This window comes from Neorhizobium vignae, assembly GCF_000732195.1.
Lineage (GTDB): Bacteria > Pseudomonadota > Alphaproteobacteria > Rhizobiales > Rhizobiaceae > Neorhizobium > Neorhizobium vignae.
Genome location: NZ_JNNU01000008.1, coordinates 78945 through 99540, shown reverse-complemented (window position 1 = coordinate 99540; position 20596 = coordinate 78945). Strand labels below are relative to the sequence as shown.

Sequence of the window (20596 nt, the reverse complement as noted above, 5' to 3'; positions counted from 1 at the left end):
ATTACCCTTTCACGGCGCCGGATGCTACGCCGCGGACAAACCAGCGGCCCGACGTGAAGTAGACGAGGAGGGGGATGACCGAGGTGAGCAGCGTCGCCGCCATTTCCACGTTGTATTCCCGCTCTCCATAGGTGGAGTGTACGATGTTGTTCAGCTGGACGGTCATCGGCGCATAGTTGATGCCGCCGAAGACGAGACCGACGATGTAGTCGTTCCAGATGAAGGTGACCTGCAGGATGCCGGCGACCGCAATCATCGGAACCGACATCGGCAGCAGGATCGAGAAGAAGAAGCGCCAGTAACCTGCGCCATCGACGCGGGCGGCCTTGAACAGATCGATCGGGATCGACGCGAAATAGTTGCGGAACAGCAGCGTTACGACCGGCAGGGCGAACACGACATGGATCGCGATGACGCCGACCAGCGAATTGAAGATCCCGATCGTCGAGGTGATCCGCACCAGCGGATAGATCAGCACCTGATAGGGGAAGAACCCGCCGATCAGCATGACCGTGAACAGCACGTTGGCGAAACGCACGCGCCAGAAGCTCAGCGCATAACCCGTGATGGCACCGGCGGCGATCGCCAGTACTACGCTTGGAATGGTGATCAGGAAGGAATTGACGAAACCGACCTTCAGGCCTTCGCAGCGCAGCCCCGTGCAGGCCGAGTTCCAGGCCTTCCACCAGTGCTCGAAGCTGAATGCGTGGGGCAGCGACAAGAGCGTGCCCGTACGGATCTCTTCCATCGACTTGAACGCCGTGACGATCATCACGTAGAGCGGAACCAGCGCGACGATCGCGGCGGCGATCAGCAGCACGTAGACCAGAACGCGCGAAAGCGGGGCGGCAAGGGCATTGCGGCGGACGGGAGCCGGAGCGTTTGCGGTGGTCATTGTGCAGCTCCCTTGCGACGGTTCTTCAGGTAGAGGAGCGGTACGGCGATCACCAGCACGAGAAGCAGCAGCGTCGTGGCCGCAGCGGATGCGAGACCGACCTGCTGGCGCTCGAACATATGGTCGATGATGAACTTGGCCGGAACATCCGTCGCGATCCCCGGACCACCGCCGGTCATGGCGACGACCACGTCGAACATGCGCACGACCGTGAGTGACATGAGAACCATCGCAGTTGCGATGCTGGCGCCGATGCTCGGCATGATGATGTAGAGGTGGGCCTTCCAGGCAGGAATGCCTTCGATACGGATAGCCTTCCACAGGTCCTCGTCAACGCCCCTGAGACCGGCAAGCAGAACGACCATCACGAGACCGGACGAATGCCAGATCGCCGCGATGATGATCGTGAAGATCGCCATGTCCGCGTTGACGATCCAGTCGAAGGAGGCGTTCTCGAAACTGAGCTTGCGCGCCACGTCGGCAATGCCGAAATTCGGATCGAGCAGCCAGCGCCAGACGAGGCCGGTGACGATGAACGACATGGCGAACGGATAGAGATAGATCGTCCGCAATGCATTTTCACCGCGCACGCCGCGGTTGATCATGGCGGCCATCGAATAGCCGATCAGCAGCGTGACCGGAATGAAGATCACCGCAAACAGCGCCATGTTGCCGAGCGAGACCTGCCAGCGGGCATTTGAAAACAGGTTTATATACTGGGTGAAACCGGCGAACCTGTAGTTCGGCAGCATGGATGAGCGGGTAAAGGATATGCCCACCGCCCACAACACGCCGCCGACATAAACGGACAGGACGACGAATGCGACGGGGACAAGCGTCAGGGCCGCCTGAAGGCGACTGCTTGAAGGCGACCTCACGAACACGAATGAAACTCCGAATATCTGGTCATTCGGGGGAGGCGGCGAAACGCGCTCCCCCGATCGTTGGGATCAACTCGCGGAGAGCCCCTTTGCATAGGCCTCGATGAACTGCTCTGCAGTCAGGCCGCCCTTGGTCGCGAAGCGAGTGATGGCATCCTCGACGGCACCGACGATGGCCGGCGTGAACATCATCTGGTCACTTCCGGTGGACAGCTTGGGATCGTTGAAGAAGCGGGATGCTTCCGCGATGCAGGGGTTGAGCTTGGACGTATCCGCGCCCTTGAGGATCGGGATCGTACCATTGGCGACCGCGAACGCCGTCTGGGTCGGAACGTCGGCAAAAGCCTTGAGGAGCAGGTCCTGCGCCTTGGTCATGGCCGCATTCTTCGGTTCCGGGAAGAGGAACACGTCGCCCGAGATCACCATGCCCTGGTCAGGGTTGATGAGGGCGCATTCGTAGTCCGTACCGGCCGTCTTGCCGGCGGCTGCGAAGGCGCCGTTCAGCCAGGTGCCGCCCTGCGTCATCAGGGCCTTGCCCGAGATCACGAGATTGGTCGAATCCGGCCAGGAACGGCCCGGCGTGCCGGCATCGGCAAAATCCCGGAGCTTTTCGAAGACCTTGACGGCAGCCTTGAACTTCTCGCCACGAACGGCGGAAGCATCACGCTTGTAGATGACGGCGTCATAGGTGTCGCGGCCTGCAACACCCAGTACGACGGCATTGAACATCAGGCGCTGCCAGCGCGGCTCGCCGGACGGCGCAAACGGTGCGATACCGGCGGCCTTGGCCTTGTCGAGCGCCACGAAGACGTCGTCCCAGGTCTTCGGCTTGGCAACGCCGATCTTGTCGAGGATCGACTTGTTAAACCAGAACCAGTTGGCGCCGTTGCCGGAAATCGGCAATGCCCAATATTCGCCATCGACCACGCCGGAATTCAGCAGCGCTGCCGGCATCTTGTTCTGCCAGTTGTCGGCCTTGGCCGTCTCGGTCAGGTCACGGAGCAGGCCGTTGTCCTGAAGTTCGACGAACTGCGCGCCGGTGTTGAACAGCATGGCGGCCGGCGGATTGCCGCCGACGACGCGGTTGACGGCCGTCGAGCGGGCGTTCGGACCGCCGGAAATGGCGTTGTCGACCCATGTCCCACCGAGTTCGGTGAACTTCTGGGCGAGAACCTTGACGCCGGCGGATTCCGCCGCGGAGGTCCATTGATGAATGACTTCGCCCTTGATCTCTTGCGCATTCGCAGATGCTGCGAAGCAGAGTGCAGTGGCGGTGGTGGCTGCAAGAAGCAATCTGGAAATCAACGTGTGCTCCTCCTCGTGATTTTCCCGCCGTGATCCTTTAAGCGCAAACTTACATTCGTCCAATAATGGATTCGTGGATTGCGATAATCTGTGATTATGGAAAGAGCTCTGGCGCTCCCGTCAGGAAAGCTCTTTCGCCGCCAGTTCCACAGCGATTTCAACGAAGCGCTGTCCAAGACTGTTCAGCTTCCGGTCGGCCAGTTTCTGCAATGCGAATTGACGCGAAGCGACGTGCTCCTTGAGGGGAATGGCCTTGAGCAGGCCTCTGCGGATTTCATCCCGCAGGAATTCGTCGGACAGGATGCTGACCCCGTCGGAACGCTCGATAATGGCCTTCAAAACGCTGAAGGGGCTGGCCTCGACGACATTCACCGGAAAAGCGATGCCGTTGGTCATGAACAGTGCCTCGATCTGCCGACGAAAGGCGCCGCCGCGCGGCGGAATGATCCAGGTCAGGTGTTCCAGCTCCTTCAACGAGACCTGTTCCCGCTCGCCCAGTGGATGATCCGCCCTGACGAAAATGACGGAGCGGGCCGTGAAAAGGGGGATCTCCTCGATCCCCTTGGGCGAGGGCCGGTGCCCGACATTCGATATCATCAGATCCAGCTGATGGGTCATCAGGCGTTCCAGCAACTGCTCGTCCGTGCCTTCGGTCACCTCGATGGCCGGATTGGTGTTCTCGTTGAGCAGTTGCGCCACGACGAGGGGCACGAAGCTTCCCGTAGCAAGCGGCGTTCCGCCGATATGCAGAGGCCCCTCGGCGCCCTGACGGCGGATCTCGAGTTCCTGTACGGCCAGCTTCAAGACCGACTCGATGCTCTCTGCATGCCGCGCCACGATCTTGCCGGCATCCGTCAGGATCGCGCCATGCCGCCCGCGATCGACGAGATGCATCCGGGTCACGTCTTCCAGCCGGCCGATGCTGACGGAAAGTGCCGGCTGGGAAATATTCAGGGCGTCGGCCGCCTTCTGGAAGGAACCCGCGCGGTCGACGGCGAGGATATAGCGCAGCAGTCGCGGATCTAATTCCATCCTATCGAACCGACTTCTCTGGGACTGGCCAATGAATGTGCCACATTAGCATCTCCGCGCTTTACGCGCTGCACTTCTCGCGCAGCCTTAGAAGCTGGTTCCATCGGCCTGCAGGTCGGCCCTGATGAATTCGGCCGTCTGCTCGTAGTGCCGCTGCAGCAGCCGCACGGCCACTTCCGTATCGTGCTCGAGAACTGCCTTGGCGATGTCGGCATGTTCCTGGCTGACCTTGCGGACCCGGAATGCCTTGCGGCTGGACAGCGCGCGATAGCGGTTGAGGCGATCCGCCAGCTGTTCGCAGAAGCCGATCAACGGACGAGATCCACAGCCGCCGATCAGAAGCGCATGAAAGGCGCGGTGCAGCCGCTCCCATTCCGGATTGCTCTCGAAACGGTCCGGATTGAGCGAGCGGGGCGCCCGGTCCAGCCGGTGATGCGCGACAAGAAGGGCTTCCTCCCATGTAGGGTTGGCATTCGCGATCGACTCGCGCAGGGCAAGCCCCTCCACCCAGGATCGGGTTTTCGTCAGCTCTCCCAGTTCTTCCAGACTGATCGGCTTGACGAAGAAGCCGCGCTGCTCCTTGCCGATCACCAGGTCTTCCGTGGTGAGCCGGTTGAGCGCCTCGCGCAACGGCGTCTGCCCCGCTTCGTAATGCTCCATCAGAAAACGCAGCTGGAGCTTGCGGCCGGGCTCGAGCTGAGCCGACAGGATATCCGCCTTCAGCCGCTCGTAGATGCTTGTGGCAAGCGTAGCAGGGCTTTCCAGCCCCTTGTTCGGCGCATCGACGTTCATTTGGCTCCCACGGTTCAAATCAAGTTTTATATACACGACCATGTTCAAATCGCAAAATTTATAAATTCTGGCTTTACGCATAGAAGTTTGTAGATTATTCGAAAAGCCAACAGAGGAGGATGGGCGTGAACGAAAGCGTGAAGACAGCAGGGCGTTTCAAGAGCGGCTGCGGTTGCGGCGGCATCGATGTCCACTGCCATGTCGTTCCGGCTCAGTATCCGCTTGTTCCCGGCGGTGCCTCGATCCGCGGCTGGCCCTCCATGACCCCCGTGAGCGATTGCCACGCGACGGTCGTGATCGACGAAAAGCCCTATCGCACCGTCAGCGACGCCTGCTGGGTTGCCGAACGGCGACTGGAAGAAATGGACCGCAGCGGCATCGCGATCCAGGCGCTGTCCCCCATGCCGGAACTTTTCGGCTACTGGATCGACGCGAAACCGGCCAACGATCTGGTGCGCCATGTCAACGACGTGATTGCCGCGCTTGTCGTGGAAGGCAAGGGGCGCTTCGTAGGGCTCGGCGGCCTGCCGATGCAGGACATCGACCTTGCGATTGCCGAACTGCATCGCATCGTCGGCGAACTGGGTTTCCGGGGCGTCGAGATCGGCAGCAACATCAACGGTGTCGCAATCGGCGACCCGCGCTTCCATCCGTTTTTCGCGGAGGCCGAGAAACTCGGCGCGGCCGTCTTCGTTCACGCGGTGCGGCCGGCCGGCATGGACCGTCTCGTCGGGCCGGCGCCGCTGCAGCAGGTTCTCGGTTATCCGACCGATGTCGGCCTTGCCGCCGCATCCGTCATCACCGGCGGACTGCTGCTGAAATTCCCGAAACTGCGGATCGCCTTCAGCCATGGCGGCGGCACGTTCGCCTCGCTGCTGCCGCGCCTGGAAAAGGGTTATTCGGCGTTCCCGGCGATCAGGGAGATCATGCCGGAAGTGCCTTCGGCGCAGGCACGGCTCCTCTACGTGGATACGCTCGTTTTCGACAAGGATACGCTGCAGCGCATCGTCTCGATCTTCGGCGAGGATCGCGTGCTGCTCGGCACCGACTATCCGTTCAATTTCCGCGAGAAGGAACCCGTCGGCCGTGTCGAGGAAGCCTTCACCGATACGGGCCTTCGCGAGCGCCTGACATTTGCGAATGCGCGAGCCTTCCTCGCGCTGGATGAGGTTTGACCAGATGACAGACTTTCCCGTCTCCGCCCTGCGCAGCGTCGAAATCGGCACGCCCGATATTGCCGGCTCCGTCGACTTCTATACCCGCGTCTGGGGGCTGGATTTGGTGGACGAAGTCGGTGACAAGGTTTTCCTGGCGGCGACCGGCGACGATTTCCATGTTCTGGAACTGAAGCAGAGCGACCGTGCAGAACTGCGCAAGATCACCTTCCGCGTCCGCTCTGCCGAAGACCTGGCATCGCTGTTTGCCAAAACGGCGGCCGCAGGCTGCACCGTGATGCGCGAACCGGGACCGGCCGACGCACCTTCCGGCGGCGAGCGTTTCGTCATCCGCGAGCCGCAGGGCTCTGTGCTGGAATTCGTCCATGGCGACCAGCAAAAGCAGGGCACGATCGTCGCCAACCGGCCGAACCGGCTTGCCCATGTCAACATCAACAGCGCCCAGATCGAGGCACTTTCGAACTTCTATCAGGATGTCCTCGGTTTCCGCCTGACGGACCGCTCGAAGCTCATGGCTTTCCTGTGCTGCAATAACGACCACCATGCGGTGGTGCTGGCCGAGGCACCCGCAAACGGCCTGAACCATATCGCGTTCCTGATGCCGGACCTGGAATCCGTCATGCGCGGTTCCGGCCTGGTTGTCGACAAGGGACATCCGATCGGCTGGGGCGTGGGGCGCCACGGACCGGGAGACAATGTCTTCGCCTATTTTATCGACCCGCAGGGCGTGGTGATCGAATACACCGCCGAAGTGCTGCAGGTCGATGACGGCTACCGCGTCCGCGGGCCGGCAGAATGGGTATGGCCGCCCGGCCGCACCGACCATTGGGGCATCGCGCCTCCGAAAAGCGACGCCTGCAAGAAGGCACAGATTTCCATCGGATTTTCCGGCGGCTGACACCGCCGTTCCAGTTTGCAGAGGCTTTCCCGTGACGAACGAGACCGATATTTCGAACCGTTATGACGTGCTGGTGGTGGGCTTTGGCCCGGCCGGCGCTGTTGCCGCCGGCATGCTCGGCGCACGCGGCCATTCCACGCTGGTCGTCGACAAGCAGCCGGGCATTTACGACAAGCCGCGCGCCATCGCGATCGATCACGAGATCCTGCGGCACTTCGACAACATGGGCATTGCTGACGAGGTCCTGCCCTATATCGCACCGTTCACCGCGTCCCAGCACTTCGGGGCGCAGGGACAGCTCATCCGCCGCATCGACATGGTGCCGGAACCCTATCCGCTGGGCTACACGCCAAGCATGGTATTCACCCAGCCGCCCGTCGAGGCGGTGATGCGGAAGCATGCCGAAAGCTTCGATTGCGTGACGGTCGAGCTTGGCACGGAAATGACCAGCCTCGATCCGCAGGCGGACGAGGTCGTCGTGACGCTGAAGGATGCCTCCGGAAAGACCCGCAAGGTCGCCGCTAAATACGTGGTCGGCTGCGACGGCGCCTGGAGCCAGGTGCGCGAACAGTCGGGCATGAAGTTCGAGGACCTGGTTTTCGACGAGCCGTGGCTGGTGGTCGACGTGCAGGTTCACGAAGACGCGCTGGCCAAGCTGCCGCAGACCTCCGCGCAGTTCTGCAACCCGGCGCGGCCGACCAGCTATATCATGGGGCCGAAGAACCACCGCCGCTGGGAAATCATGCTCCTGCCGGGCGAAGACCCGCGCGAAATGGAAAAGCCGGAGAATGTCTGGCAGCTTCTGTCGCCCTGGCTGACACGGCAAGAAGGCGATCTGTGGCGCGCCGCCGCCTATCGATTCCATGCCCTGGTGGCAGACGACTGGCGCCGCGGCCGCGTGCTGATCGCCGGCGACGCCGCCCATCAGCAGCCGCCCTTCATCGGACAGGGCATGTGCCAGGGCCTGCGCGACGTTTCCAATCTCGTCTGGAGGCTCGACCGCATCCTCAAGGGCAAGTCCTCCGCAGAGCTGCTCGACACTTATACTGTGGAGCGCAAGCGGCATGTGCGCGCGTTGACCGGCAAGATCAAGGCCATCGGCCAGACCATCTGCGAACGCGATCCGGCCGCCGCCGCCGCGCGCGATGCCAAGATCATAGCCGATGGCGGCGGCAAGCCGCCGACCATTACCCGCCAGGAAATCGTGCCGCCGATCGAGGAGGGGCTGATCGCGCCTGAGGGCACCCCGGCACGAGGTCTGCTCTTCCCGCAGCCGGCGATCGTCGAAGGCGCGTCCTCGCGCCTGCTGGATACGTTCACCGGACCGGAATGGCGGCTGGTCCTCGATGGCCGCCGGATCAGGACAGGTGAGGGCGAAGCTCTGGCCGAAGCGATCGACGGGATCGTCGTCAGAGCCGTTGCCCCTCAGGGCGACGACAAAGCCGACCCGACCGCACTGCGCGAAAAGGACGGCGTGCTTTCCGCCTGGTTCGATCGCCATGGCGCGATCGCCGCGATCGTCCGTCCGGACCACTACGTTTTCGGCGCAGCACAGAATGTCGAAGCGCTTCGCCAGCAGATAACCGAGCTCAGCGCCCGCCTCGCCTGACGGCTTCAGATGATGCGCTTTCGATAAAGATACCCTTGCAGGAGTAAGACAATGAGACTTTCCACCGTCAAGATCGCCGGCCGCACCACCTGGGGCGTCATCGAGGGCGAAACCTTCCGTGACGCAGGCGCGGCACTCGCCGGCCGGTATGCCGACCTCAAGGCAGCGATCACCGCGAATTTCGCAGGCGTTGCCGAAGCTGCCGCTTCCGCCGCCGCCACGCCGAACTCCGAACTGGAATGGCTGCCAGTCGTGCCCAATCCCGACAAGATCCTCTGCGTCGGCCTGAATTACGAGATGCACCGTAAGGAAACCGGCCGAAGAGAAGTCGAAAACCCGACCATCTTCTCGCGTTACGCCAACAGCCAGACCGGCCATCTTGCGCCGATCATCCGCCCGAAGGTCTCCACCCATCTCGATTTCGAGGGCGAGCTCGCTGTCATCATCGGCAAGCCGGGCCGTTATATTTCGCGCGCCGAGGCCATGAGCCACGTTGCGGGTTACGCCTGCTACAACGACGGCAGTGTTCGTGACTTCCAGTACCACACGCACCAGTTCACCCCGGGCAAGAATTTCCCGGATACCGGCGCGTTCGGTCCGTGGATGATGACGCCGGACGAACTTGGGTCCCTGGCCGACCTGCGCCTGCAGACCCGACTCAATGGCGAAGTGGTGCAGGATGCCACCTTTGCCCAGATGATCTTCGATATCGCCCGCCAGATCGAATATTGCTCGAACTTCACACGCCTGGAAGCCGGTGACGTCATCGTCAGCGGCACGCCGGGCGGCGTCGGCGCAAAGCGCACTCCGCCGCTCTGGATGAAGCCGGGCGACGTGGTCGAAATCGAGATCGATCGCCTCGGCATCCTGCGCAACCCGATCACGGACGAAGCGCACTGACAGAACTTGTCGCGGGGGCCGGCCGGGAGAGGTTGCAGGCCCCTTGCGGACCAACGGACTATTTGACTTCAACGGGAGGTAGACATGTCGAAATTTTCAAGACGCATTTTTATGGCAGGCATGGGCTCGCTGCTCGCTTTCGGTTCCGCTCAGGCCGCCGACTGGCCGCAGCGGCCGGTGACCGTGGTCGTGCCCCAGGCGGCCGGCAACAGTCCGGATGTGCTGTGCCGCATCATCACAGACAAGCTGTCGCGCGCGCTCGGCCAGCAGTTCATCGTCGAGAACAAGGCGGGCGCCGCCAACGTGGTCGGCATGCAGTCCGTGGCCCACGCCACCAATGACGGCTACACGTTCGTGTTCGCCACCTCGGCCGCGCTGGTGACCAACCCCTACACGATCAAGGCGCTCTCCTACGATCCGATCAAGGATTTCGTGCCGGTCGCCATGGTGGCAAAGAGCCATCACGTGCTGCTGGTCAATCCCAAGGTCAAGGCAAACAACCTTGCCGAACTGATCGCGCTCGAGAAGCAGGCGCCCGGCTCGCTGAGCCTCGCAGTCGACGGACCGCGCAACATTTCCGGCCTGATCGCCCAGACGATCAACAAGGAGGCCGGCACGAAAATGGTGCTGGTGCCCTATAATACGATCTCCAACGCCGTGCAGGACAGCATCAGCGGCCGCACGCCGGTGACGATCCAGTCGGCGTCCGTCGTCGAACCGTTCATCAAAGACGGGTCGCTGCGCCCAATCGCCGTGGCCGGCAACCAGCGCATCGCATCGCTTCCCGATGTGCCAGCGATTTCCGAAACGCTGAAGAGCGTCGAGCTGCAGGGCTGGTTCATGATCATGGCACCTGCAGGCACGCCGGCCGCAATCATCGAAACGATGAGCAAGGCCGTCGCCAAGGCGATCGCCGAGCCTGACGTGCTGGAGCGCGCCCCGACCCTCGGCTTCGAGATGGAGAAGGGCGAGAACACCACACCGGCCGGCGCCAAGAACTTCCTTGCCGCGCAATATGCCTATACCGGCAAGGTCCTCAAGGAACTCGGCATCGAGCCGAACTGAGGCGGGACCAACAGGACGCAGGAGGAGGCGGACGATGAACGAGATGAAGAATGCGACGGGTAGGAGTACGGTTCGTGCACCACAGAACCTCGCAGGCGGGCTGGCGCTGATGGCAGTTGCCGGCCTGGCGCTGTGGCTGCTCGGGGACCTGAATGCCGGTTCGCTTTCCGAGATGGGATCAGCCCTCATGCCACGGGCGCTTGCCGTCGGACTCGGGCTGATGGGTCTCGTTCTTGCCGTCTCCGCCTTCCTGCGTCCCGGCCTCATCATCGAGAGGACGAAGCTTCACGGCCTCGTTCTCGTCCTTCTCGCCATCGCCTTTTTTGCCGTGACGATCCGGCCGTTCGCCATCGGCCCGGTCACCATACCCGGCCTCGGGCTGATCATTTCGGCACCGGTCGCCATCGTCATCGCCGGTCTTGCGACCCCAGAAGCCCGGTTTCGCGAACTCGTAGCGCTCGCGCTCGGACTGACGCCGTTCTGCATGCTAATGTTCGGGGATCTTCTCAACCTGCCGATCCCGGTCTTTCCGGCATCCCTGATCGATTCCTTCCCCGAAGGCTGGTCGCAGAAGGCGGTCCTGCGCATTGCCTCGGCCGTGATGCTTGCAGCGGCAGTCCTTGTCTTCGTCACCGACAGACAGAAGTCCGTATCCGATCAGGGGAACCAGGGCTGATGGACACGCTCATTTCCAATCTCTCGCTGGGATTTTCGGTCGCACTCGGCCTCCAGAACCTCGCGCTTGCCTTCCTCGGCTGCCTCGTCGGCACGCTGATCGGCGTCCTGCCCGGCGTCGGCCCGGTGGCGACCATCGCCATGCTCCTGCCGATCACCTTCAGCCTCGATCCGACCGGCGCGCTGATCATGCTCGCCGGCATCTATTACGGCGCCCAGTATGGCGGATCGACGACCGCCATCCTCGTCAACATTCCCGGCGAGGCGACCTCCGTCGTCACCGCGGTCGACGGCCACGCCATGGCGCGCCGCGGCCGGGCCGGTGCGGCGCTGGGCATTGCGGCGCTCGGTTCATTCTTTGCCGGCACGGTCGCGACGATCGTGATTGCGGCGATAGGCGCACCGCTGACGCGCGTAGCCCTGCTGTTCGGCCCGACCGAATATTTCGCGCTCATGATAATGGGCCTCGTTTTCGCCGTGGTTCTGGCCGGAGGTTCGCTCCTCAAGGCCGTAGCGATGATCATGCTCGGACTGCTGCTCTCCACCGTCGGCACCGATCTCGAAACCGGCGACCAGCGCATGACCTTCGGGCAGCCCTTCCTCTGGGATGGCATCGATTTCGCCGTGCTGGCCATGGGCGTCTTCGGCGTCTCGGAAATCCTGCGCAATCTCGGCCAGTCGGAGGACCGCGACGTGGTGCGCGGCGCAATCGGCCGCCTCCTGCCCAACCGGAAGGAACTGCGCCAGTCCGTGGCACCCGTGGTGCGCGGCACACTTCTTGGATCGGCCTTCGGAATCTTGCCGGGCAATGGCGCGATCCTTGCGCCGTTCGCCTCCTACGCGGTCGAAAAGAAGCTTGCCAAGGACCCCAGCCGGTTCGGGAAAGGCGCAATCGAAGGTGTTGCCGGTCCGGAAGCGGCCAACAATGCCGGCGCGCAGACCTCGTTCATTCCTCTTCTCACCCTCGGCATCCCCGCCAACGCGGTGATGGCGCTGATGGTCGGCGCGATGACCATCCACGGCATTGTTCCCGGACCAAAGGTCATGACTGGCAATCCATCGCTGTTCTGGGGCATGATCGCCTCGATGTGGATCGGCAACCTGATGCTGCTGATCATCAACCTGCCGCTGGTCGGCTTGTGGGTCCGGCTGCTGAAGGTTCCCTACCGGCTGCTTTTCCCGGCCATCCTGGTCTTCTGCTGCATCGGCATCTATTCGATCAACTCGCAGCCCATCGATGTCCTGCTGATCGGCCTGTTCGGGTTCATCGGCTTCCTGCTGATCAAGTTCGGCTTCGAGCCGGCGCCCATGCTGCTCGGCTTCGTGTTAGGCAAGCTGATGGAGGAGAACCTCCGGAGGTCGCTGATCCTTTCGCGCGGATCGCTTACGACATTCGTCACGGAACCGATAAGCGCCGGCCTTTTGATCGTATCGCTTGTCCTGCTCGTCACGGCGCTTCTCCCAAAAATTCGCAAAGGAAGAGATGAAGTTTTTGTGGAATGAGCTTCGATACCTAAGACAGGCGGGAAGAATAAGAGCCCCATAGATCCGGGGGCGGGTTGTCCATCCGACCAGCTAAGAGCATGCTGTTTCAAGGATTTGCAAAGGACTTAGGGCTATGGGACGTCGTCGGTTACTTCCAAATAGATCATTCCCCCGCTATGCCTACTTGCCCGGTGAGGGTCCACATCCAGTCCGTGATCCTGGAGGACTACGGTGTCCAGTCGGTTTTGATTAGTGCGTCTCTCGATTCTGAGGAATTCGCCTGGGCCAGGACCTCTTCAATCACGGGTACTACTGGGAAGCTCACGAGGCGTGGGAGGGACTTTGGCAGGCTGCAAAGAGAGGAAGCCAGTTGCGGGCCTTCCTGAAGGGATTGATCTTGCTATCCGCAGCCGGGGTAAAGATCCGAGAAGGCAAACGGACGCCAGCGTGCGTCACGCTGGACGCGCCGGCGCGCTGTTGCGAAACCTCACCCCGGCGCCGCATGGCCATTTCTCGAGCACCATAGGCATATCGCCTCGACAACTTGCTGATCTCGCCGAAGCGACAGCTGAGGCCATGCCGGCATCGCGGATGACGACCAAGGCACAGCCTGAACCAGTCTTCGACTTCGTTCTGGGAACGATGAGTCATCGAGTCCCGGCGCTCAACGGCAGGCACGTTATCGCTTGATCGTGGTGAGCTGCTTCATGTTGCGTCGGTTAGATGGTCACAATCACCTTGGCGGCGGCATCGTCACCCGCAATCGGCAAAACACCCTTGGCTCTGTTTCGAAGTGCAAAAGGATCGAGGAGGTCTTTCTCCAGAATGGCGTTGAGCGCCTTGAAGATCATCACCCCTTGGAAATGGTTCGCGATCATTTGCGACGTTGTCGTCTCGCGTCGGTCGAGCGCATTGAGACTGCCATCCCGATCCGGGTAGAAGTTGTTCGTATCGATGACGATCTTGCCATCAAGGAATTGCTGTGCAAGCTCGAACGCAGCCGCGAACGGCACTGTGAGAACCCATTGCTGGACGAGGGCGCGTCGGATGCAACAGCGGCCTGACAACCAATTTCGGCCGCTGCCTCGCGCAGGGGTTCTGCTCGATGAATTGGTCGAGAGAGGTAAGAGAAATGCCCCAACTGCGAACGGCATCCAGGTCGACCTTGTAACCCTCGACGTTATTCCAAGTCTCGTGCCGGTAGCCCAGCTCGCCATAGGGTTTCGCGAGCGCCTCCTCCTTAGACAGGGTGACGGCTGAAACCTGCTTTCCCGTTGCCTTGGTGATCTTGGCCGCAACTTCAGGCAACTTGAACGTTTCTGCGGAAAGGTCGATCTCGTGGCCGTTGAAACGTTCTGGGTCAGCGAAAGCCGCCGCAGCGAACGTTCCGACATCCTTCACTGCAAATCCAGTCGATACCAGTGTCCTTTCAAGCGCGGCGACAGGAAGGCTGGCGTGCAGGGTCTTGGGTTAGGACTCTACATCGCGTCGCAGATCGCCCAAGTGCATCATATGGAGCAGGTCAGGATCCTGGAACACGATTTGTTGGAACAGTTGCCATCACTCTCTGCGGCCAGCGATGCGAACGAAAAGGTTATTCTTCGTATCGCGGCTAACGCGGACAGTCTCGGTACCTGGTTTCTCGATGGAATTTCGGATTTTACAAAATCCACCAATTATCTTGTGCATTTGTCGGTGGACGATGAAGACTACACAGCCGAATGGCTCCAACAAGGAAAAGTCGTCGCGGCGGTCTCAAGCTCGGAAAAGCCGATTCCAGGGTGCCGCCGATTTCCCCTCGGCTCTCTCCGATACCATGCGACGTGCAGCCCCGAGTTCAGTGACCGGTTTTTTCACCATGGTGTAACGCCGAAGACGCTAGCCGTTGCTCCGTGCCTGACCTTCAACCAGAAGGATCGCCTCCAATCCGAATGGGTCGAGTACGTTTTCCAGAAGAAGATCAACCTTCCCGCTCACTGGCTCCCGTCGACCCAAAGCTTTGTCGATGCAAGCCTGATGAGCATGGGATGGGGCATGAACCCTGCTCTGCTAGTTGACGAACATCTGAGCGAGGGTAGGCTTATAGAGCTTGTTCCCGGGAAAACGCTGACAGTTCCGCTTTACTGGCATATAAGTCGACTGGCAGCCGATCGGATAAGTGAGCTGACTAGGTTTGTGAGCGATGCCGCCAGCCAAAAACTGCGGTGACCTCGAGTGTTAGATCATGCGACAGCTGAAAGTTTCGCTCCGCGTGCCATCGCATCTGATTCAATCGGTGATCACACGGCCGCCAATTCGAACGCTGCACCCGCCGATGTCTCGCATTGTACGACGAAGCAGTTCCCTATTATTCGCCGAGTTTATAGATTGCCGCGTTGTCCTGCACTTCTCTGAGGCCCTTGTAGGACGCATGCCGTAGCTTTCCATCATCGGTCCAGGCGCGGAATTCGATCTTGGCGATCAGTGTCGGCTGGACAAAGACGACGCCCTTCTTGTCAACGGCGACGACCGGAGCACGCTTGGTTTTCAGCGTGTCCAGCATCCGGCGCAGTTCGATCGCGTCTTTCTCCTTGAAGCCAGTCCCAACCGAGCCGACATAGACAAACGCATCGCCCTGATAGGCCGTGAGTGTTGGCGTGAACCAGCTGGCACCGAAGCAGACCATTTCTTTCGAACAACAGGGCCTCACAGTTGTTTACGGGCCGAACGGAGCCGGCAAATCGGGATATGGGCGAGTGTTGAAACGTGCCTGCAGGGCACGCAAAAGCCGGTGAAATCATGCCGGACGCGTTTTCCTTGACGATCGGCGGCAAGGCTACGGCCAGTTTTACAATTTCGCAGGACGGCGTGCAGCAGCCTGTGCTGCCATGGCCGGACAATGCGAATCCCGATCCGGTGCTTTCCGCAGTCAGCGTGTTCGACCGCGAATGCGGCGCGGTCCATATCCAGGACAAGAACGAGGTTGCCTTCCGGCCGTTCGGTCTCGATATTCCCGACGATCTCGCCGCGGTCTGCACGCAGGTCAAAGCGCGGCTGCAAACGGAAGAAACCCAGCTAAAGGCGCTCCGCGATCCTGTGTTTAACAAGCCCACGTGGCAGGCGACCACTGCGGTCGGGCGAATCATGTTCGGTCTAAAGCACAATACGAAGCTGAAGCTGCTGGCGACTCTCGCCATCATGACGGATGCGGAACGGGCACGCCTCCAGCAGCTCGCAGAAGACCTCGCCAAGAATCCGGTTGAGGCGGCTGCCGAGCAGCACCAGTTCGCCGATGGGGTCGCGAAACTTCTGCGCTATCTCAAGAAGATTGGGGATGCTTACTCCGACGACGCCCTCAACAAGCTCAAATCCCTTGCCGATGACGCCAGAACCAAGCGGGTTGCTGCGAAGGTTGCCGCGGAAAACGCCTTCAAGGACGCCACGTTCCCTGGCGTCGGCGCGGAAGTATGGCGGGAGCTCTGGGAAGCGGCGCGGCATTACTCGGGGCATGTTGGACGGCGGTTCCCGGCAGCGGAAGGCGATTATTGCGTGCTGTGCCATCTACCGCTGAACGCCGAAGCCGGTGCTCGGTTGGGCGGTTTCGAGGGTTTCATCCGTGACGATACGGAAAAACAGGCTGACGCGGCCGAGGAGGATTACGCGAAGGCGCTAAGGGACTTCCGGACGCGTCAGCCAGATATTCGACTGGTGATGGGACATTGCAGCACTGGGGCGACGTCGAGAATTCAGAAATCGCGCTGTGGGCGCTGTACCCATCGCGGCGACTCTTGAGCGCACGGGTTTCTGCCTTCCTCGATTTCCTGAAGCAGGCTTTTCCCAAGGGAACACCTGAAGAACTGGCCGCCTATATCGGTGGGTAAGGGTCGGGCGCGTTAAGCCGCAGCAGCGACTGCGCGAGAATACGCACCAGGCGGCATTCCCACATGCCGATTGAAGGCAACGCTGAAGGCGCTTGTCGATCCATAGCCGACGCGCTGGGCGATGTCGGTTATGGCAATATCTTCGCGGAGATACTCTTTCGCGAGCGCCATGCGCCATCCGGTCGCATACTCCATCGGCGCAACCCCTACTTCCTTGCGGAAACGATCGAAGAAGGTCGAACGAGACATTGCAGCCTCCTGGGCAAGCGTCTCCACCGTCATGCTGCGCCCCGGATCTGCGTGGATGCGTCGCAGGATCGGCGCCAGCAGCGGATCAGCCATCCCACGCAGGAGACCCGGCGGCGGCTTGGCGCTTGCTGCCGATCGTAACGCGTCGATGAACAACACCTCGAGCAACCGGTGGAGAACCATTTCGCGCGCGGCACGGTCAGCCCTCGTCTCGTCATTGATCATGCGGACGAGAGCCATCAGTCGCTCCTCACCGCGAACATGGATGACCTCAGGCAGCAGCGAAACAAGCAGAGCCTTGTCATCGGAGCCGAACGCACAGTGCCCCACCAGTGCCTTGATCTGCGCCGGCGCTTCCGGATCGCCCAGGCGGAAGACACCAGGGCTCGTTTCCAAACGCTGGGCAAGTGCACCGCGCGGAGGCGGCTCCAAGCTGCTCATCGTGAACGAGAAGATCTTCGGGACCAGGACGAAGTCACCCTCGGTGAGCACCATTGGCTCACGACCGGCGATCGTCATCAGGCAACGGCCTTCGACGACGGCGCAGTAGAAGGGGCTTCCGAGCTCCGTACGCTCAACCAGCCACCGACCGCCGCCCGTCACCAGCTTTGAGATCGACGGGCTCGGCTTCAACAAGGAAACAACTTCGGCAACCGGATCGGTCATCATTCGGACTTCCGCTAAACATTCTCGGACATACGCATATAGCAGGTCCGGGCGATCAGATCCATCTTCAGCCTAGTTAAATGTCAGGAGACGGAACATGCCAAAGATCCTCATCACCGGTTGCTCGTCCGGTTTCGGCCTTGCGATCGCGCAGAAATTCTTGAACGCCGGATGGGACGTCGTCGCGACCATGCGCACGCCGCAAAACGACCTGTTTCCATCGAAAGACAGGCTGGAAATCCTGCCGCTGGATATAACCAGCGCGGACAGCATTACTAAGGCGGTCGAAGCCGCCGGCACGATTGATGCTCTGGTCAACAATGCCGGCGTCGGCATGCTCAATGTGCTCGAAGGCTCGGAGATGTCGAAGATCTGTGAGCTGTTCGAAACGAATGTGTTCGGTGCGATGGCGATGACGAAAGCCGTTCTCCCGCAGATGCGGGTCCGTCGCTCGGGCGTCATCGTCAACGTCAGTTCCGCCGTCACGATAAGACCGCTGCCAGCACTTTCGGTCTACAGCGCCAGCAAGGCAGCGCTCAATGCCTTCACGGAGAGCTTCGCGATCGAGGCGGCGCTTTTCGGCGTCCGCGCTAAACTTGTTTTGCCTGGCTCGGCGCCGACGACCGGCTTCGGGAAGAATGCTGTTTCGCGCATGGGCATGGAAATTCCCGAGCCATATACCGCCTTCGTCGACGACTACATGACGAAGCTGCGGTCTGGCACAGAGGTCACGACATCGGATGCGGTTGCAGAGGCGGTGTGGCGGTCTGTGACAGAGATCGACGCGCCGATGAAGATCCCAGCCGGCGCCGACGCGGAAACCTCGTACCGCGAAGCGGGTCATTTGCTCGCCTGAACATCACCATCCGAAACCCACCTTTGGAGGTCCAGACCCATGAACAATCTGATCAATCTCGCCAAGCATATACCGACGCCTGAAACCACTTTGACAGTAGCCTACACGCCGATCCGTCTCTCGATGCCGGGGCGCCAGCCGTTGGAACTGCGTCTGACCGCGCCGGCAAACGGCGACAAGCTGCCGATCGTGTTGCTATCGCATGGCTACGGTCCTTCCAACTATATCCCCTCAAAGGACGGCTACGCTCCCCTTGTCCAGTTCTGGGCGGAGAGAGGGTTCGTCGTCATCCAGCCGACGCATGCGAGTTCGCGGGTTGGCGGCTTGCCGTCGGATTCAACCGGCACGCCGTTCTTCTGGCGTGAGCGTGTCGAAGAGATGAAGGCGATCCTGGACCAACTGCCGGAGATCGAGAGACAGGCGCCGGCCGTTGCTGGGCGGATGGATCATGCACGCATCGGCGCGGTGGGCCATTCCTTCGGCGGTCACACCGTCGGGCTCCTGCTCGGTGCACAGGTGGATGGTGAAAACTTCTCCGATCCACGCATCTCGGCGGGCGTTCTCCTGACAACGCCGGGACGCGGCGGCAAGGACATGACGCCTGAGAGTGCTGACCGGTTTCCGTTCTTCGACGTCGATTTCTCGACGCTGACGACACGCAACCTCGTCGTTTGCGGTGATATGGACAACCCGCATTTTACGACGCGCGGCCCCGAATGGCATGCGGATGCGTTTCATGACGCGCCGGGCGCTAGAGCAATGCTGATGATGCACGGCGTCGGGCATGGCCTTGGCGGGATCGCCGCACTGGACGCAAAGGAAACAGAGACTGAAGCGCCAGACGTGCTGGAAGCAACACGGCGGCTCACGCTCGCATGGCTTCAGACCGCGCTCAACGCGGACGAGGGCGCATGGGCGAGAGCGCGACTGATTTTAGAGGGTGAGGCTGCACCGCTGGCTACGGTCACTGAGAAGCCGCTGTAGCCGCCAACGCAGATCGGTACGGTTGAAGCAGGCCCAACGACGAGAGACCGGGCGCCACACGCTGGCGCTCGATGCGATCTGGATTATCCGTGGGTAGGGCGGTAGATATCCTGAAGTTCGAGAAGCACGCCCAAATCTCGTCCTTCATTGAGAGAGCGTTCGGCCTCCCCCGCCAGTATGGGTTTTAGTCCTCTGTGTAGATTCCTATCACCAAGCCTTGGCTCTCGACCTCCGCTTTCGAGCCGGGTGGGCCGGCGGCTCAGGCACGCAATTGACTGCGATCGCGCGCAGACGACGCCATCGTCATATTCCTTGATCCGCCAAGCTGGCACGTCCACTGCGGACTCGATGGGGCACGTCTGACCAAAGACCGCCTCGCTGTGCTCGGCTCGATCGGCATCCGCAACGGCCGGATCGTTTTCTTCCCCTGTGCGCTCAAGCGCCCATTCCTCGCGAGGCCAAGAAAGCTTCCCCTTGGCCGTCCTCCACGTCGTTTCGGCCTTACAGGTGCGGGCCGCTCGTCTCCGGTCCTATCGACTGCCATCGAGGCCGCGATGGACGCGGCCCGAACAACCGAAAAGGAATACGACAATGGCAACCATCGGCTCTTTCACCGCTTCAGGCAATGGCTTCACCGGCACCATCAAGACTCTCAACCTCAACGTCAAGGCGACTATCCGCACCGTCGAGCGCACGTCCGACAAAGGCCCGGACTACCGCATCCTTGCAGGGGCGACGGAGTTTGGCGCAGCCTGGAAGAAAACTTCGAACGAAGGCCGCGACTATCTCTCGGTCAAGCTCGACGACCCGAGCTTCCCGACCCCGATCTATGCAACGCTGATCGAGGTCGAGGGCGAGGAAGGCCTCTCCCTCATCTGGTCCCGGTCAAACCGGGACTGATCCGGAATGCCCCGCCCGCCAGGGCGGGGCTCTCCATGGCAGGGATCACTTGTTCATTGCATCCTTGAGCGCCTTGGCCGGCGCGAAAGTCAGCTTGTTGGAAGCCGCGATTTTCATGGCTTCGCCAGTTGCTGGATTGCGCCCTTCGCGCTCAGGCGATGCCTTCACTTTGAACTTTCCGAAGCCAGGGATCGACGTTTCCGCGCCGGAGCCTGCTGCGTCGGCAATAGCCTGGAAAACGGCTTCGACGATCGCCTTGCCCTGAACTTTGGTCAGGCCGTTGTCGGCGGCGATCTTGTCAGCGATTTCATTGGTGGTCGTCATGATAATTTCCTCAAACGTGAAACAATGCGAAATCCGTGCCAGCTT

At 61.2% G+C, this 20596-nt stretch carries 21 protein-coding genes and 2 pseudogenes; 13 read left to right on the top strand and 10 right to left on the bottom strand.

The features are described from left to right. Position 1: 1 nt before the first annotated feature. The 5 genes from GQ59_RS15320 to GQ59_RS15300 all read right to left on the bottom strand — a co-directional run bounded on the left by GQ59_RS15320 (position 2) and on the right by GQ59_RS15300 (position 4905). The gene (locus GQ59_RS15320) at positions 2–895 is read right to left on the bottom strand and encodes a carbohydrate ABC transporter permease (RefSeq protein WP_037082668.1); all 894 of its coding nucleotides are present in this window, start codon (positions 893–895) and stop codon (positions 2–4) included. Then, on the bottom strand, positions 892–1779 hold the full coding sequence (locus GQ59_RS15315) for a carbohydrate ABC transporter permease (protein WP_084683179.1): 888 nt from the start codon (positions 1777–1779) through the stop codon (positions 892–894). The genes GQ59_RS15320 and GQ59_RS15315 overlap by 4 nt, the downstream gene beginning before the upstream one ends. Positions 1780–1845: 66 nt before the next feature. Continuing rightward, entirely contained in the window at positions 1846–3081 is a 1236-nt protein-coding gene (locus GQ59_RS15310) for an ABC transporter substrate-binding protein (RefSeq protein ID WP_037082666.1), read from the bottom strand. A 120-nt stretch (positions 3082–3201) separates the two neighbouring features. Continuing rightward, positions 3202–4113, bottom strand: coding sequence for a LysR family transcriptional regulator (locus GQ59_RS15305; protein WP_037082663.1), 912 nt, complete (start codon positions 4111–4113; stop codon positions 3202–3204). Positions 4114–4200: 87 nt separating this feature from the next. After that, positions 4201–4905: a GntR family transcriptional regulator gene (locus GQ59_RS15300; protein ID WP_037082661.1), complete on the bottom strand. Its 705-nt coding sequence runs from the start codon at positions 4903–4905 to the stop codon at positions 4201–4203. Positions 4906–5030: 125 nt separating this feature from the next. Between GQ59_RS15300 and GQ59_RS15295 the strand changes: the two genes are divergently transcribed. The 8 genes from GQ59_RS15295 to GQ59_RS33060 all read left to right on the top strand — a co-directional run bounded on the left by GQ59_RS15295 (position 5031) and on the right by GQ59_RS33060 (position 13238). Continuing rightward, a complete protein-coding gene (locus GQ59_RS15295; protein ID WP_244447974.1) occupies positions 5031–6080 on the top strand; it encodes an amidohydrolase family protein in 1050 nt (349 codons plus the stop codon). Between the two features lie 4 nt (positions 6081–6084). After that, entirely contained in the window at positions 6085–6978 is an 894-nt protein-coding gene (locus tag GQ59_RS15290; protein ID WP_037082659.1) for a VOC family protein, read from the top strand. Between the two features lie 31 nt (positions 6979–7009). Beyond that, entirely contained in the window at positions 7010–8587 is a 1578-nt protein-coding gene (locus tag GQ59_RS15285; RefSeq protein ID WP_037082657.1) for a bifunctional 3-(3-hydroxy-phenyl)propionate/3-hydroxycinnamic acid hydroxylase, read from the top strand. A gap of 51 nt (positions 8588–8638) precedes the next feature. Then, the gene (locus GQ59_RS15280) at positions 8639–9487 is read left to right on the top strand and encodes a fumarylacetoacetate hydrolase family protein (protein ID WP_037082655.1); all 849 of its coding nucleotides are present in this window, start codon (positions 8639–8641) and stop codon (positions 9485–9487) included. An 84-nt stretch (positions 9488–9571) separates the two neighbouring features. After that, the gene (locus GQ59_RS15275; protein WP_037082653.1) at positions 9572–10552 is read left to right on the top strand and encodes a Bug family tripartite tricarboxylate transporter substrate binding protein; all 981 of its coding nucleotides are present in this window, start codon (positions 9572–9574) and stop codon (positions 10550–10552) included. 34 nt (positions 10553–10586) lie between these two features. Further along, entirely contained in the window at positions 10587–11228 is a 642-nt protein-coding gene (locus GQ59_RS15270) for a tripartite tricarboxylate transporter TctB family protein (RefSeq protein ID WP_037082652.1), read from the top strand. Then, positions 11228–12730, top strand: coding sequence for a tripartite tricarboxylate transporter permease (locus GQ59_RS15265; RefSeq protein WP_037082650.1), 1503 nt, complete (start codon positions 11228–11230; stop codon positions 12728–12730). The genes GQ59_RS15270 and GQ59_RS15265 overlap by 1 nt, the downstream gene beginning before the upstream one ends. A gap of 256 nt (positions 12731–12986) precedes the next feature. Next, the gene (locus GQ59_RS33060) at positions 12987–13238 is read left to right on the top strand and encodes a DUF309 domain-containing protein (protein WP_341872393.1); all 252 of its coding nucleotides are present in this window, start codon (positions 12987–12989) and stop codon (positions 13236–13238) included. A 193-nt stretch (positions 13239–13431) separates the two neighbouring features. Here GQ59_RS33060 and GQ59_RS15255 read toward each other — a convergent pair whose 3' ends face one another. Together GQ59_RS15255 and GQ59_RS33590 are read right to left on the bottom strand one after the other, a co-directional pair. Continuing rightward, a complete protein-coding gene (locus GQ59_RS15255; RefSeq protein ID WP_051903970.1) occupies positions 13432–13725 on the bottom strand; it encodes an NAD(P)-binding domain-containing protein in 294 nt (97 codons plus the stop codon). Continuing rightward, complete coding sequence (locus GQ59_RS33590) at positions 13682–14113, bottom strand: NmrA family NAD(P)-binding protein (RefSeq protein ID WP_162183303.1); 432 nt, start codon at positions 14111–14113, stop codon at positions 13682–13684. The genes GQ59_RS15255 and GQ59_RS33590 overlap by 44 nt, the downstream gene beginning before the upstream one ends. On the opposite strand from GQ59_RS33590, the gene GQ59_RS15250 reads away from it, so the two are divergent. Further along, positions 14051–14920: an ArgP/LysG family DNA-binding transcriptional regulator gene (locus tag GQ59_RS15250; RefSeq protein WP_152564339.1), complete on the top strand. Its 870-nt coding sequence runs from the start codon at positions 14051–14053 to the stop codon at positions 14918–14920. The genes GQ59_RS33590 and GQ59_RS15250 overlap by 63 nt on opposite strands. 139 nt (positions 14921–15059) lie before the next feature. Here the strand turns inward: GQ59_RS15250 and GQ59_RS15245 are convergent. Further along, positions 15060–15341: pseudogene (locus GQ59_RS15245) on the bottom strand (ATP dependent DNA ligase); the annotation flags it as partial. Between the two features lie 1015 nt (positions 15342–16356). Between GQ59_RS15245 and GQ59_RS31180 the strand changes: the two are divergent. After that, positions 16357–16572, top strand: a pseudogene (locus GQ59_RS31180) (LysR family transcriptional regulator); the annotation flags it as partial. A gap of 12 nt (positions 16573–16584) precedes the next feature. Here GQ59_RS31180 and GQ59_RS15235 read toward each other — a convergent pair. Then, the gene (locus GQ59_RS15235; RefSeq protein WP_037083088.1) at positions 16585–17487 is read right to left on the bottom strand and encodes an AraC family transcriptional regulator; all 903 of its coding nucleotides are present in this window, start codon (positions 17485–17487) and stop codon (positions 16585–16587) included. A 97-nt stretch (positions 17488–17584) separates the two neighbouring features. Between GQ59_RS15235 and GQ59_RS15230 the strand changes: the two genes are divergently transcribed. From GQ59_RS15230 to GQ59_RS15220, 3 genes are all read left to right on the top strand, one after another. Continuing rightward, on the top strand, positions 17585–18343 hold the full coding sequence (locus tag GQ59_RS15230) for an SDR family oxidoreductase (protein ID WP_037082646.1): 759 nt from the start codon (positions 17585–17587) through the stop codon (positions 18341–18343). Between the two features lie 39 nt (positions 18344–18382). Continuing rightward, positions 18383–19327 carry an alpha/beta hydrolase family protein gene (locus tag GQ59_RS15225; protein ID WP_037082644.1) on the top strand — a complete coding sequence of 315 codons (945 nt, stop codon included), beginning with the start codon at positions 18383–18385 and terminating at the stop codon, positions 19325–19327. A gap of 591 nt (positions 19328–19918) precedes the next feature. Then, entirely contained in the window at positions 19919–20227 is a 309-nt protein-coding gene (locus GQ59_RS15220) for a DUF736 domain-containing protein (protein ID WP_037082641.1), read from the top strand. A gap of 45 nt (positions 20228–20272) precedes the next feature. Here GQ59_RS15220 and GQ59_RS15215 read toward each other — a convergent pair whose 3' ends face one another. Beyond that, the gene (locus GQ59_RS15215; RefSeq protein ID WP_037082639.1) at positions 20273–20551 is read right to left on the bottom strand and encodes an HU family DNA-binding protein; all 279 of its coding nucleotides are present in this window, start codon (positions 20549–20551) and stop codon (positions 20273–20275) included. Positions 20552–20596: the final 45 nt, after the last annotated feature.